The organism is Rhizobium sp. FKL33 (genome assembly GCF_005222915.1).
GTDB lineage: Bacteria > Pseudomonadota > Alphaproteobacteria > Rhizobiales > Rhizobiaceae > Rhizobium_E.
Window position 1 is genome coordinate 1 of sequence record NZ_STFX01000047.1, and the last position, 13,676, is coordinate 13,676.

Here is a 13,676-nt window from a genome sequence, read left to right on the forward strand (position 1 = left end):
TTGGTAAAATTCTTCTGCTTCGGCATTCCGGTTTCCTTTCAACTCAAGAAAACCTCTCCACTTTTCCGATGCAAGTCCAAACTAAGCCGCTAGCGCGGCGATTGAGGCAGACTTTGAACGGAGCCTCCTGACTGATTGGATGGTGGTGTTGCAACCCACCCTTCAGACAGGAGGTCCAGATGGCTGACCTTACTGTTGAATTTCAGCTGGATTTGACGATCGCGTCCCGCCCGCGTGGTTCACTACATACACAACCGGCTCAGTTCTGCGCAGAATCCAACGCATTTACGCATCCATCGATGCAAATTTCCGCTCTCCAGACTTCCCCATGTTTTACGTTGCTTCTGCCACATTTTTATGTTGTATTCCCCAAATATCGCAGGATCAGGACCATCGGAAATGTTGTACAGCGAACAATTTCTCTTGAGGCTCACCAACGGAGTCAGACAACTGGCTCCGCAATGGGGCCAGACGCCAGAGGCGGAAATCAGGCTGCTCACCATCTCTGAAAACGCGACATTCCTGATTGAGAACAAAGCGAATAGGCAAGCGCTCATCGTTCGCGTGCACCGGCCGGATTATCATTCGGAGGCAGAAATTCTCTCCGAACTGGCCTGGATCAAAGCGCTCATTTCCGAAGACATTGTTGCAACTCCCAAGCCGATCCCCGGCGCTGACGGACGGCTGCTGCAGAGCTTCTTTGACGGAGAGAGCCATCGCTTTGCCGTCGCCTTCGAATATATGTCCGGCCGCGAACCGGATGCGGAATCGGCTCTGGTCAAATGGTATGGAGCGCTGGGCGAAATTAACGCCCGTCTGCACGCCCACAGCCGCAACTGGAAGCGGCCTGATAACTTCATTCGCAAGACCTGGGATTTCGATCGCGTCATCGGGCCAGGAGCCCATTGGGGAGATTGGCGCCAGGCGCTGGGCCTGACTACGGCGGGCCAGCAGATTCTGGAGCGGACCTATCAGTTGCTGGAGCAGCAGATCGCCGCCTATGGTTATGGCGAGGATCGCTTCGGCCTGGTGCATTGCGACATGCGCGCGGCCAATCTACTGGTGGATGGCGAGCGCCTTGGCGTCATCGATTTCGACGATTGTGGCCTGTCCTGGTTCGCCTATGATTTTGCCGCCGCCATCAGCTTCATGGAGCATGAACCTTATATTCCCGATCTGATGGCGGCCTGGCTTGACGGCTATCGACGGGTCGCGCCCCTGCCGCCCGAACAGGAGGCCGCCCTGCCGATGCTGATCATGCTCCGGCGGATGCAGCTCACGGCCTGGATCGCTTCGCATGCCGAAACGCCGACCGCGCAAGCGATGGGAACGGCTTATACCGACGGCACGGTGGCGCTGGCCGAACGCTATCTCGCCGAGGCCGTCAGATCAGGACTTGCAGCATGACTGTCGCCGCCAAGGAAATTCTTGCGCTCAACCGCTTTGACGCATCGAGAGCAGATGGCTTCTCCCCGGAACTTGCGGATCGCGTGGCGCGGCGCTCGGCGACCTATGGCGCTGCCTCGGTGCTGTTCTATGAGCAGCCGATCGAAATGTCGCATGCTTCGGGCGCCTATATGTTTGATGTCGAGGGCCGCAAATACCTCGATGTCTACAACAATGTGCCCTCGGTCGGCCATTGCCATCCGCGCGTGGTGGAGGCGATCGCCCGGCAAACCGCTCAGCTCAACATCCATACCCGCTATATCAACCGCGCGCTCGAAACCTATTGCGAGCGGCTTCTTGCCACCTTTCCGGCGCCGCTCAGCAATGTCGTGCTTACCTGCACGGGCAGCGAGAGCAACGACCTCGCCATGCGCATCGCCCAAATCGCAGCTGGCGCCAAAGGCTTCATCGTCACCGAGACCGCATATCACGGCAACACGTCGCTGGTGACCGAGATTTCGCCGTCCTCGCTGCGCAAACGCAAGCCGGCCGATTTCGTGCGCACGGTCAGAGCGCCTTCCGGCGAAGGCGCAGAGGTCGCCGCGCAATTTGCCGCCGATGTCGCAACCGCCATCGCTGACCTCAAAGCGCATGGCCATGATCTGGCCGGCCTGATCGTCGACTCCATCTTCTCAAGCGACGGTATTTATGCGGACCCGGCCGGTTTCCTTAAGCCGGCGATCGCAGCCGTCCATGCGGCTGGCGGGCTGTTCATCGCCGACGAGGTGCAGCCCGGCTTTGGCCGCACTGGCGGCGGCATGTGGGGCTTCAACCGGCATGATGTGACGCCGGACATCGTCACAATGGGCAAGCCGATGGGCAATGGCTTTCCCATGGGCGGCGTGGTGACGCGGCCGGATCTGCTGGCGCAGTTTTGCGAGGAGACAGGCTATTTCAACACATTTGGCGGCAATCCGGTCGCCGCCGCAGCTGGCCTTGCCGTGCTGGATGTGATTGCCGAGGAAGAACTGGTTGCGCATGCGGCCCGCGTGGGCGCAAGCTTCAAAAGCGGCCTGGAGGATCTTGGTTCGCGCCATGACGCCATTGGCGCGGTGCGAGGAGCGGGCCTGTTCATCGGGCTTGATTTCGTCGACGCGGATGGCGCGCCGGACACCGCGCTGACGACGTATGTCATCAATCAGATGAAGGCGCACGGGGTTCTGATCGGAGCCGCCGGCAAATATGGCGCGACCCTGAAGATCCGCCCTCCTCTGTGTTTCGGCGAACAGGATGTCGGCTATTTCACGCAGACCTTGGAAACCATCCTAGCGGCGCGGTAAGCGCCGGAAAACGCCGGGCGCGTTGCGCCCGGAGCTGTGGTTTCCGCCTCACATCGCTTCGAGCGCGCCCATGGATTCAGGCAGGACCTGGCCGCCATCGACCACGATCTGCTGGCCCGTGATGTAATTGGCTTCTTCCGAGGCGAAGAACAGCGCCGCATTGGCGATGTCCGCAACCACACCCAGCCTGCGCATCGGAATCGACGCTTCCATCTTGGCGATATAATCGCCGCCAATACCATCCAGCCCCTCGGTGAAGATATTGCCTGGCATGACGGCGTTGACCGTGATGTTCTTTGGCGCAAGCTCGATGGCGGCGGTGCGCATGAAGCCCAGTTGCCCGGCTTTGCTGGCGCCATAATGCGACCAGCCGGGAAAGCCCGTTATCGGGCCGGTGATCGATGAGGTGATGACGATGCGGCCTTGGCCCGCTTTGGTCATCGCCGGCAGAACGGCGCTGACGCTCAAAAACGTGCTGCGGAGATTGGTGTTGATGACATGATCGAAATCAGCGGCGGTCATCTCGCCGAGCTTGGCGGCGGGGAAAATCCCGGCATTGGCGCAGAGCACGTCGATGCCGCCAAATCTCTCAACAGCCGCAGCAGCCATGGCCTGGCAGCCTTCCGGCGTGCTGACATCGGCGCCGAAGCCGATGGCGTTTGGGCCGATCAGGGCGGCGATCGCTTCGGCGTCAGACTGACTGCGCGACACCGCGACCACATTGAGGCCGGCCTCGCCGAACCGCAGCGCAATCCCCTTGCCGATGCCGCGGCTGGCGCCGGTTACGATGACTGTCTTGCCCTGTAGTGACTTCAACATTTTCTTCTCCCACCTCTGTCATTTCATCGTGTAGCCGCGCGCTTATGCGGATGGCCATTTTTTGCAGCCGACTCCAACCTGCCACTGGAAGAGGCGCGCCGCACAAAAGAATTGCACGCGTTTTCCAATATTTAGGCAAACCGTCAACAAGTGACGTCCATATCGGCCACAGGAACCATTATTTTTCCGCAACGCACAATGACCGACAAATTTCATGTTGTAAACCACACATTTATGCGACACACTTCCAACATCAAGAAGCCAAGCCTTGCCAACCAGGCTTTGAAAAAAGGGAACAGTCATGATGAAGATGTCCAGACGCAACATGATGCAGATGATGGGCGCGTCCGCCTTTGCTGGCCCGCTCGCCAACGCCGCAAACGCCTTCGCCGCGCGCGAGAAGGAGCTCAACATCCTGTGCTGGGAGGGCTATAATTCTGCTCAGGTGCTTGATCCTTTCCGCTCCAGCCAGGGCGCGACGGTCAAGGCCGAGAGCCTGACCAACGACCCGACAATGATCAACCGGCTGCGCGCCGGCGAGACCAAGATCTGGGATCTGATCAACGTCAACAATCCCTGGGCCCGTAAGGTCATGGCGCCGGCTGGTCTGATCAAGCCTTTGCCGCGCGCCGAATTCGAGCCCTTCTTCGACAAGATGCTGCCCGAGTTCAAAGCGCCCTATCGCTGGGCGATGAGCGACGACGGCAAGGATCTGCTGGGCATGGCGCAGCGCTTTGGGCCTTATTCCTTCGTCGTCAACACCGACAAGATCGCGCGCAAGACGGCGGAAGAACAGGGCTGGGATCTGTTCAATGACAAATCCATCACCGGCAAATACGGCATCCAGGAATCGGATGACTGGAATGTCTTCAATATTTTCCTGATCGCCGGCATCAACCCGTTCAAGGAGCACAGCGAAGCCGAGTTCAAGACATTCTCGGAGACGGCCGAACGGGTGTTCAAGGGCGCCAAGCTGGTGGGCGATATGGCTTCGCTCAATCAGGCGCTGGTGTCGGGTGAAATCGACCTCTATCTGACCGGCGGCACCTATTCGGTCTCGCCGGCTCGCGCCGACGGCTATCCGAATTTGCGCGCCATCACGCCGCTCAAGGGGCCGATCGACGGCAAGGGCGGCATTTCCTGGATCGAGATCACCTCGACGGTCAACAATCCGAGCCTTTCGCCTCTGGCGCAGGAATTCCTGAAATATGTCCAGGCGCCGGACGTCGCCCATACTGTGGCCTTCGCCGAAGGCACGTTCAATCCCGTCGCCCAGATGGGCAATCCGAAATGCTTCGAACTCTTCACCAAGGACGAGCTGGAAGCCATCCAGTGGGATAGCCTGGAAGAGGAAATGGCGCGCTCGGCCGAATATGACATCGTGCCCGATTATCCCAAGGCGCTCGAACTGATGACCGCCGCCAAGCGCCTGCGCGGTTGAGCCAGACCAGCGGAGACTGATTATGAGCCTTGCGATGACTGCCCTTCCTGACGCGCCGGCCGCCCAAAGCGGGCATACACGGCCCGCGCCCGCCAAGCCTGTCTTGCAATTGGTGGGCGTCAAGAAAATCTTCGGCGATTTCGCAGCCGTCGATGGCATCGACGTGGACATCAAGGAGGGGGAGTTCGTCACCATTGTCGGCCCGTCTGGATCCGGCAAGACGACGCTTCTGCGCATGCTGGCAGGCATGGAGGCGCCAACGCATGGCTATATTACGCTCCGCGGCGAACTGATGAACGACGTGCCGGCCGACAAGCGGCCGACATGTCTGGTGTTTCAGTCGCTCGCTTTGTTTCCGCACAAGACAGTGGGTGAAAACATCGAATTCGCGCTCAAGGTCCGCAAGATCGCGCCAGCCGTGCGCAAGGAGCGGGCGCTGGAGCTGATGCGCATGGTCAGGTTGCCCGAGAGCTATTACGGCAAGAATGTCATGCGCTGCTCGGGCGGCGAAAAGCAGCGCGTGGCGTTGGCGCGCGCCTTCGCCTATGACCCAGACGTGCTGTTTTTCGACGAGCCATTGTCGGCGCTGGATTACAAGCTGAAGAAGGCGCTGGAGAAGGAACTCAAGGATCTGCATCGCGAAAGCGGCAAGACCTTTGTCTACATCACCCATTCGCTGGAAGAGGCCATGGTGATGTCGGACCGCATCGGCGTGATGAGCCGAGGCAAGATTGTGCAGATCGGCACGCCCGAGGACATCTACACCAAGCCGGCCAACCGCTTCGTGGCGGAATTCTTCGGCGAAGTGAACAGTTTCGCCGTGACGAAGAGGGGCGGCGCCTGGTTTACCTCAGAGGGACTGCCGGTTCGCGTGGCGCATGAGCAGAGCATCTCAGGCGATGAGGCGACGGTCATCGTCATGCCCGAAACGATGCGGATCATCGATCCCCAGTCGCGCGCCGACAATGTCATCAAAGGCAAGATCTACAATGAATATTCGTTGGGATCGCGCATTCAGTATCAGATCCATGCCGGCGAGCGCATTTATCTCGTCGAGGCGCCGCGCGCAGCCGTCGGCCACATTGCCGCGGGCGAAGAGGTCTCCATTGGCTGGGACGCCGCCGACGCCATCGTTGTGGGAGATTGATCATGGCGGTTGCGAGTCTTGAATCTCCAGCGCCCGCAGCGAACCGTTCGGCCTTTGTCGTTCCCGCCGGGCTAAAAACGGCAAGCCCAGTGGTCGTGCTTCTGCTCCTCGGCTTTCTGGCGCCGCTTCTGACCGTGGCCGCCTATGCCTTCGCCACGCCCCGGAGCTTTGACGTCTTCCGCTCGTTCACGCTCGCCAATTTCGCAGCGATCGTCGATCCGTCCAACACGGTGTGGATGTCGTTTGCCTGGTCTCTGGCCTATGCATTTGCGACGGTGGCGCTTCTCACCGTCATCGCTTATCCCATCGCCTACGGGCTGAACCGGCTGTTCGGCAAATGGTCGGGTTTTGTCGGCGTGCTCTTCGTCTTCCCGCTGTTCGTGTCCGAAAATGTGCGCCTCTATGGCTGGGTGCTGTTCTTCATCAAGAACGGCGTGCTGGTCGGGACGCTGAAATGGCTGGGTTTTGCCGGTGGGCCGGACGTGCTTTACACGCCAGGCGCCATCCTGTTCGGCATGCTCTATGTCTATGTGCCGTTCATGCTGTTTCCGATGTCGCTCGGTCTCGCCATGATACCCAAAGATCTGGTGGACGCCGCGCGTGATCTTGGGGCCGGCAGGATGATGATCTGGCGGGAAATCGAATTGCCGTTGGCCATGCCCGGCATCCTCATCGGCATGCTCCTGACCTTCGTTCTGGCCGCCGGCGCGATCGCCGAATCCAAGATCCTCGGCGGTCAATCGGTCATCACCATCGCCCAGGATATCGAGACGGCGTTCACCTATGCGCAGAACTGGCCGCTTGGATCGGCGTTGGCGCTGATCCTGGTGCTGATCGTTAGCGGCCTTGCGCTCTATGTGTTGTCGCGGCTCGATCTCGACCGCATTCTGGGCCGGAGGTGATAATGGAAACCCGCTCGCAAACTCGCGCCCGCCTGTTCATTGCGCTCTGGACGGCCTTTGTCATTCTGCTGATTTATCTGCCGATCCTTTGCGGCGCCCTCGCGGGCCTCTCCAAAGGGCGCTATTTCGGCTTTCCGATCAGGATGTTCTCCACGGAATGGTGGGGCAAGACGTTCGCATCGCTCGAAATCCAGGCGCTGGTGCAGAATTCGCTGCTGATCGCGGCCATCGTCACCCTGGTTTCCGTGGCTTTGGCGTTTTTTGGCGCGCTTGCTTTCGCCCGCTATGAATGGAAGGGGCGCAAGCTCTATCAGAAGGCCATTCTGCTGCCGGTGTTCTTTCCGCAGCCCGTTCTTGGGCTTGCGCTGCTTCTGTGGTTCAACGCGCTGGGGATCAGCCCGAGCTGGCAGACGGCGGTGATTGCCCATCTCGTCTGGATCACGCCTGTGGTGACGCTGGTCATCGCCATCCAGGTCTATGGTTTCGATCCCACGCTGGAGGAAGCTGCGCGTGATCTGGGCGCGAGCCGCCTGTTCATTCTCCGCGAAATCACCCTGCCTATTCTCTGGCCGGGCATATGGTCGGGCGCGCTGTTTGCCTTTCTGCTGTCCTGGGGCAATTTTCCGCTGTCGCTTTATACGGCGGGGGTGGATTCCACGATCCCGAAATGGCTCTACTCGAAAATGGTGGCGGGCTATTCGCCGATGGTGCCGGCGTTGGGCACAATGAGCACGCTGTCGGCTGCGGTTCTGCTGTTGACGGGTGGCCTCATATTGCTTCTGCTGCGCCGCCGCAACGTAGAGACATGAGGACTGACATGGGCTGGAAAACCGAACGCCGCTCTTTCTACTACCAGGGCGCGCCGGAGCCCGAGGATCCCGTGCTGCAAAAGGGCCGAACGGCGCTCCTCGTGATCGATATGCAGAACACCTATCTCGAGCGACCCGATCCCGCCTCTCTTTCCGGAGAGGATCTGGCGCGTTATCACGCCTGGACGCCGTTTCACCAGCGCATGCACGAGCTTGTAATCCCAAACAATCAGCGGCTTCTGCAGGAGTTCCGAAGCCGCGGCTTGGACGTTCTGTTTGCCCGAATCGCCTGCCTGCGTGAAGATGGCCGCGACCGCTCGCTGAGCCAGAAAAAGCCAGGCTGGAACAATCTGTTGCTGCCGAAGGATGAGCAAGAGTCGCAGATCCTCGACGCCATCGCGCCCGCGCCGGGAGAGATCGTCGTCACCAAGACCACCGACAGCGCGCTCACCGGCACCAATCTCAGGCTGGTTCTCGGCAATATGGGGATTACCCATGTCGTCTGCACCGGGATTTTCACCGATCAATGCGTCTCCTCCACCGTGCGCAGCCTTGCCGATGAAAGCTTCGACGTCATTGTCGTCGATGACGCCTGCGCCGCCGGCTCGCTGGATCTGCATGTCAGCGAACTCGAACGCATCAACATGATCTACGCCAATGTGATGAACACGAGCGAACTGATCGCCTATCTGCCGCCCGCGACATGATAAGTCAGCCGGGGAGCGCGCATGAGCAAGACTTGTCCGGCGCTGCGGTTCCTGACAAAGCTTTGGCGATGAACGCACCCGTTATCCATTGCGCAGACAAAATTCTCGCCGCCCGCTTCGAAGACGAACAGGCGGTGCTGAGCTGGTCGCTGACGCGGCCGGGTTTCACCCGCGCCCATTCTGTCGCTTGGCTCGAAGTGTCGGATAGGGATTTGCCAGTTGGCGTCGATCCCGCAGACCTGTTGCGCACAGGACTTGCCGCGCGCGGCTATGGCGCAGCCGTGCAGATGATGACGTCTCGGGACGTGCGCAAGCATCACCGGGCTGAATGCCGACAGGGAGAGGCGACAGGTTTCTGCCTGGCGACCGTGGGCCTGGCCAATGCCGGCCGGGTTGGCCACGACGCGCCGCACGATGGCGCTGCAGGCACGATCAATCTGCTGGCCCATGTCGATCGGTCGCTCGATCAGGCCGGCATGATCGAGGCTCTGTCGATTGCCGCGCAAGCGCGCACAAGCGCAGTGATCGATCTGGGATGGAAGAAGAATGGCCTTGTGGTGACGGGCACCGGCACCGATTGCATAGCGCTTGCCTGCCCTGCGACAGGACCCAGGCAAACCTATGCCGGCCTCCACACCGATATTGGCCGCGCCATTGGCGCAGCGGTCTATCAAGCGGTGCTGGCGGGAGGACGGGAATGGGTTGCGGAGAGAATTGAGGACGTGGAGGGGAACGGGCGATGAAGAAGCCGAAGAGCCAGCGCCAGGAGCGTATCCTGACGGAGCTGAACCAGGCGCCCAGCCTGCGCGTGGCCGAACTCGCCAAGCGGCTGGACGTTTCCACCGAAACCATCCGTCGCGACCTTGACGAGATGACCGAACAGGGCCTGCTCAACCGAACCTATGGCGGCGCGGTGCGATCGCTCTCGACCGAGCCTTCCGTTACGGAACGGCATGCTCTGTTCGTCACTGAGCGCGAACGCATCGCAAAGGCCGCGGTGCAGGTGCTCAAGGGTGCGCAGGTGCTGATGATCGGCTCCGGATCGACAACGGTGCACACCGCCCGCCGCATTGCAGTCGACATGAAAAACATCACCGTTCTCACTCATTCCTTCGGAGTGGCGACCGTGCTGGCCATCAACCCGACCATCAAGGTGGTGATGTTGCCGGGGGATTATCAGGCGGCCGAAGGGGCAACGGTCGGTGCGCACGCGGTGTCCTTCCTCCACTCTTTTTATGCCGACTTCGCCATTCTCGGCGCAAGCGGACTGGGACCCGACGGTCCGTCCGATGCGCTTCTGGAATGCGGCGCCGTCTACACAGCCATGGTCGCGCGGGCAGCTTCCACCGTTGTTGTGGCCGATCATTCTAAGCACGGCCGACTGTTCACCGCGCGCTATGCAACCTGGAGCGCCATCAATCATCTGGTAACCGATCAAGCTCCCGGAATGGAAATATCGGAATCCATACGCACAGCTGGCGTCAACGTGATGTTGTGCTGACGCGGCGTGATCAATTATACGAAGCACATGCACTGTGAACCAATCCCTGCAGAGCTTGCTCGGCTTGGCTGAACAGTTCCTGGTATTTTGCTACTGGATTTCCGCCTCGATGAGGCCGCCACCATTATTGGGTCCAGCGCGTTGAAGTAGGCCTGATCCGGCGTCCGTCGGTCAAGGGATGAATGTGGGCGTCGACTGTTGTAAAACGGCCAATGCCAACGCGGGCCTCGGACACGGACTCGTAGGCGTGGAGGTAGACCTCCTCGTATTTGATCGACCGCCAGAGCGCTCGTGCCGCAAGCAACCGCGCTGCAGCAAATCTCGGCTATGGACATCTCGCCGAGAAAATTGCGCTGCAAAAACCATTTAGAATAGACGATACTATTCCTGGGCCGACTTCATAATTCCGAACCAAACCTCAGAATCTGCCGCCGACGCGCGCGCGCGCGCCTGCGGATCTATCGCCGCCGTCGTCGAAATTGAAGAGCAAATCGAAATCGAATGTCAGCATGGTCTCGGTGTTCACGGACAATCCCGCCGAGACCTGACCGAAGACGCCGGAACCATCCAGACCGGCATAACCGCCCGTGACCCCGATGCTCGGTGTGAGAACCATGTTTTCCAGGTGGTAGTCCCGGCTCAGTTCCGCCCCGATGCTCGCCCGCAGCTGCTCGGTGGTGAAGCCTTTGAGGTCCACCGTGTCGTCCTGCGCGTTGTTGACCGCATAGTCGTCGACAGTTTCGGACATATAGACGGCGCGGAGCTTCGGCGAGAGCACGGTGTCCTCGTCCAGCCGCCATTCGCCGTTGATGGAACTATCGAACAACCACCGGCGGGTATCGAAACCGCCATCCCAGAAGGCGGTGTCGATGTCGTTGACCGAACCGCCATAGAGGATATTTGCGTTCCAGAACACGCCTTTGCCGATCTCGACCGAGGCGTAGGGACCCGCAAGCCAGCCATTTCCAGTCAAGTCGCCATCCTCGTCGGTCGGATCTGTCATCCGATCGTAATGAAAGGACAAGCCCAGGAGCAGTTTCTCGGTCACCAGATAGTCGGCGCCGGCTGAAATCATCGCGAAGCTTCCCGAGGTATCGCCGTTCCCTTCGCTGTTATGCGCGATGAAAGCGCCGCTCATCCAGATATCGAAAGTCGATGGCGACCCTACGGCTATGCCGTCCGCGCGGTCACGCGCGGTTTCGATTTGTGCGAGACTGGTGGAAAAGTTGAGCGTCAACCCGCTTGTATAGGGTTGGATTTGCGTCGTCACCGACTCGTTCATCGCGGCCAGCCGGCGGCGTTTCAGGAGGTCGGGGACTTTGATGGTTGAGGCGAGGAGGTTCTGCCGCGAAAGGACGAAATCCTCGACGAGTCCGGTCACCTCCTCGGCCACCTCGTCCTTGTTGAGGGCGATGTTGTAGGTCACCGTTCCAGTGTTTGAGAGGCCGAGCGCGCTGGTTAGGCGGAAGCCGACCTTCACCTGTCCGGCATAGCTGGGATTCGGATCGAACTGGAGATACCAACCCACGGGCGCGGTCGCTTTCGCCTGCGCGAAGCTGCCCCGAACAATCGTGGCGACACCCGCATTTTCCGGCTCCACGAAGGTTTTTTCGGCGGATACGAAGGGCCCGCCGGTCGCTTCCTTATGAAGGGGGATATCGACGGGCGTCGAACCGGCTGGAACATCCAATTGCTTATCCGTCACCGTCACGGCCCGCGGCTTGACCTTGATGCTGTATGAGCCGGTTCCGTAGTTTCCACGGCTGTCGCGCGCTCGCAGAACAAAGTTGTAGTCGCCCTCGGTATCGAGTTCCAGCGGCCCGGTCAGGTCGCCGGTCGAGACATTCAGCGTCAGGCCTTTCGGCAAACTGCCTGACGTCAGGCTGAACGTCATCGCTCCAACTCCGCCTGTCGCGGTGATCGATTGGCTATATTGCTCACCTGCCATGGCTTCGGTGAGGGCGCCGCCGCGGGGCGACAACTTCACGATCCGAGGCGCGGCGTTGATCTTCAGCGTATAGGCGGCCTCGCCTGTTTCGTCGTCGGCGTCGGTGGCGGTGACGGTGAAGCTGGCGTTCTGCTTGGTCGTCGGCGTGCCCGTGAGCACGCCGGCGCTGGACAGCGCCAAACCGTCGGGCAGCGAACCGTCCGTGACGCTGTAGCGATAGGGCGCAGTACCGCCCGAGGCCGAGAAAGTCTGGCTATAGGCGGTGTCCACGCGTCCCGCCGTTAGGGCCCCAGCCTCGGGCGACAGGGTGACGGTCACCGGGGCCGCGTTGATCTTCAGCGTATAGGCGGCCTCGCCTGTTTCGTCTTCGGCGTCGGTGGCGGTAATGGTGAAGCTGGCGTTCTCCTGGGCCGTCGGCGTGCCGGTGAGCACCCCGGTGTTGGACAGCGTCAAGCCGTCTGGCAAAGCTCCGTCCGTGACACTGTAGCGATAGGGCGCCGTACCGCCCGAGGCCGAGAAGGTCTGGCTATAGGCGGCGTCCACCCGTCCCGCCGTCAAGGCTCCCGCTTCGGGCGAAAGGGTCACAGTCACCGGGGCCGCGTTGATCTTCAGCGTATAGGCGGCCTCGCCTGTTTCGTCTTCGGCGTCAGTGGCGGTGATGGTGAAGCTGGCGTCCTGCTTGGTCGTCGGCGTGCCCGTGAGCACGCCGGCGCTGGACAGCGTCAAGCCGGCCGGCAGCGATCCGTCTGTCACGCTGTAGCTATAGGGCGCAGTACCGCCGGAGGCTGAGAAAGTCTGGCTATAGGCGGTGTCCACGCGTCCCGCCGTCAAGGCTCCCGCTTCGGGCGACAGGGTGACTGTAACAGCAGCCGCGCGCGTCACGGTGACCGTATAGGTCCCGGTCGTCACGCCGTCCTCGGCGGTGACCACGACGGTGATCGTATTGCCGCCGACGTCGAGGCCGAGATTGCCGGAGGCCGAGCCGGAGGCGACGGTCGTGCTGTTGACTGTCACCGTCGCATTGGCGTCGCTGACGGTGGGCGTGACGGTCAGCGAGGTCACGGCATTGGCGACCGAGGCCGTATAGCTGTTGATGCCGCTTGAGAAGCTGGGCGACAGCGATCCGGAGGACAGCGACAGGCTGGTCAACGTCGCATCACTGGAGTCCGCTTCAGCGCGCTTCACCGTCACCGTATAGGTCCCGGTCGTCACGCCGTCTTCGGCGGTGACCACGACGGTGATGGTGTTGTCGCCGACGTCGAGGCTAAGATTGCCGGAGGCCGAGCCCGAAGCGACGGTTGCGCCGTTCACCGTCACCGTGGCGTTGGCGTCGCTGACGGTGGGCGTCACCTTGATCGAGCTAACATCGTTGTCGACCGACACAGTATAGCTGTGGATGGCGCTCGAGAAGCTCGGCGAGAGCGATCCGGACGACAGCGACAGGCTGGTCAGCGTCGCATCGCTGGAGTCCGCTTCAGCCCGGGTGACGGTGACCGTATAGGTCTCGGTCGTCACGCCATCCTCGGCGGTGACCACGACGGTGATCGTATTGTCGCCGACATCGAGGCTGAGATTGCCCGAGGCCGAGCCGGAGGCGACGGTCGAGCCGTTCACCGTCACCGTGGCGCCGGCGTCGCTGACCACGGGCGTCACCTTGATCGAGCTGACATCATTGT

Annotated in this window: 11 protein-coding genes and 1 pseudogene; 9 read left to right on the top strand and 3 right to left on the bottom strand. The window is 60.8% G+C overall.

Going from position 1 to position 13,676, the window contains the following annotated elements; translation table 11 throughout:
- The first annotated feature begins 399 nt into the window (after positions 1 to 399).
- Positions 400 to 1,407 carry a phosphotransferase gene (locus tag E8Q41_RS22615; protein ID WP_137157836.1) on the top strand — a complete coding sequence of 336 codons (1,008 nt, stop codon included), beginning with the start codon at positions 400 to 402 and terminating at the stop codon, positions 1,405 to 1,407.
- Complete coding sequence (locus E8Q41_RS22620; RefSeq protein WP_137157837.1) at positions 1,404 to 2,726, top strand: aspartate aminotransferase family protein; 1,323 nt, start codon at positions 1,404 to 1,406, stop codon at positions 2,724 to 2,726. The genes E8Q41_RS22615 and E8Q41_RS22620 overlap by 4 nt, the downstream gene beginning before the upstream one ends.
- 48 nt (positions 2,727 to 2,774) lie before the next feature.
- Here the strand turns inward: E8Q41_RS22620 and fabG are convergent, their stop codons facing one another.
- Positions 2,775 to 3,545, bottom strand: coding sequence for a 3-oxoacyl-ACP reductase FabG (gene fabG, locus E8Q41_RS22625; RefSeq protein ID WP_137157838.1), 771 nt, complete (start codon positions 3,543 to 3,545; stop codon positions 2,775 to 2,777).
- 301 nt (positions 3,546 to 3,846) lie between these two features.
- On the opposite strand from fabG, the gene E8Q41_RS22630 reads away from it, so the two are divergent.
- From E8Q41_RS22630 to E8Q41_RS22660, 7 genes are all read left to right on the top strand, one after another.
- Positions 3,847 to 4,986: a PotD/PotF family extracellular solute-binding protein gene (locus tag E8Q41_RS22630; protein WP_137157839.1), complete on the top strand. Its 1,140-nt coding sequence runs from the start codon at positions 3,847 to 3,849 to the stop codon at positions 4,984 to 4,986.
- A 34-nt stretch (positions 4,987 to 5,020) separates the two neighbouring features.
- On the top strand, positions 5,021 to 6,133 hold the full coding sequence (locus E8Q41_RS22635) for an ABC transporter ATP-binding protein (RefSeq protein ID WP_246660298.1): 1,113 nt from the start codon (positions 5,021 to 5,023) through the stop codon (positions 6,131 to 6,133).
- Between the two features lie 2 nt (positions 6,134 to 6,135).
- Positions 6,136 to 7,035 carry an ABC transporter permease gene (locus E8Q41_RS22640; RefSeq protein ID WP_137157841.1) on the top strand — a complete coding sequence of 300 codons (900 nt, stop codon included), beginning with the start codon at positions 6,136 to 6,138 and terminating at the stop codon, positions 7,033 to 7,035.
- Positions 7,036 to 7,037: 2 nt separating this feature from the next.
- Positions 7,038 to 7,844, top strand: coding sequence for an ABC transporter permease (locus E8Q41_RS22645; protein ID WP_137157842.1), 807 nt, complete (start codon positions 7,038 to 7,040; stop codon positions 7,842 to 7,844).
- An 8-nt stretch (positions 7,845 to 7,852) separates the two neighbouring features.
- Positions 7,853 to 8,551, top strand: a complete 699-nt coding sequence (locus E8Q41_RS22650) for an isochorismatase family cysteine hydrolase (RefSeq protein WP_137157843.1) — start codon at positions 7,853 to 7,855, stop codon at positions 8,549 to 8,551.
- Positions 8,552 to 8,619: 68 nt separating this feature from the next.
- Positions 8,620 to 9,294: an adenosylcobinamide amidohydrolase gene (locus E8Q41_RS22655; RefSeq protein WP_170976582.1), complete on the top strand. Its 675-nt coding sequence runs from the start codon at positions 8,620 to 8,622 to the stop codon at positions 9,292 to 9,294.
- Entirely contained in the window at positions 9,291 to 10,052 is a 762-nt protein-coding gene (locus E8Q41_RS22660; protein ID WP_137157845.1) for a DeoR/GlpR family DNA-binding transcription regulator, read from the top strand. Before E8Q41_RS22655 ends, E8Q41_RS22660 begins: the two co-directional genes overlap by 4 nt.
- Before the next feature lie 14 nt (positions 10,053 to 10,066).
- Here the strand turns inward: E8Q41_RS22660 and E8Q41_RS26015 are convergent.
- Positions 10,067 to 10,338 (bottom strand): annotated as a pseudogene (locus E8Q41_RS26015) (integrase core domain-containing protein); the annotation flags it as partial.
- A gap of 132 nt (positions 10,339 to 10,470) precedes the next feature.
- A partial coding sequence (locus tag E8Q41_RS22670) for a cadherin-like beta sandwich domain-containing protein (protein ID WP_137157846.1) occupies positions 10,471 to 13,676 on the bottom strand: 3,206 nt, incomplete at its 5' end.

Coding starts and splice junctions, on each gene's coding strand:
- E8Q41_RS22620 (WP_137157837.1), top strand. CDS start 1,404: ATGACTGTCGCCGCCAAGGAAATTCTTGCGCTCAACCGCTTTGACGCA.
- E8Q41_RS22660 (WP_137157845.1), top strand. CDS start 9,291: ATGAAGAAGCCGAAGAGCCAGCGCCAGGAGCGTATCCTGACGGAGCTG.
- E8Q41_RS22630 (WP_137157839.1), top strand. CDS start 3,847: ATGATGAAGATGTCCAGACGCAACATGATGCAGATGATGGGCGCGTCC.
- E8Q41_RS22640 (WP_137157841.1), top strand. CDS start 6,136: ATGGCGGTTGCGAGTCTTGAATCTCCAGCGCCCGCAGCGAACCGTTCG.
- fabG (WP_137157838.1), bottom strand. CDS start 3,545: ATGTTGAAGTCACTACAGGGCAAGACAGTCATCGTAACCGGCGCCAGC.
- E8Q41_RS22645 (WP_137157842.1), top strand. CDS start 7,038: ATGGAAACCCGCTCGCAAACTCGCGCCCGCCTGTTCATTGCGCTCTGG.
- E8Q41_RS22650 (WP_137157843.1), top strand. CDS start 7,853: ATGGGCTGGAAAACCGAACGCCGCTCTTTCTACTACCAGGGCGCGCCG.
- E8Q41_RS22635 (WP_246660298.1), top strand. CDS start 5,021: ATGACTGCCCTTCCTGACGCGCCGGCCGCCCAAAGCGGGCATACACGG.
- E8Q41_RS22655 (WP_170976582.1), top strand. CDS start 8,620: ATGAACGCACCCGTTATCCATTGCGCAGACAAAATTCTCGCCGCCCGC.
- E8Q41_RS22615 (WP_137157836.1), top strand. CDS start 400: ATGTTGTACAGCGAACAATTTCTCTTGAGGCTCACCAACGGAGTCAGA.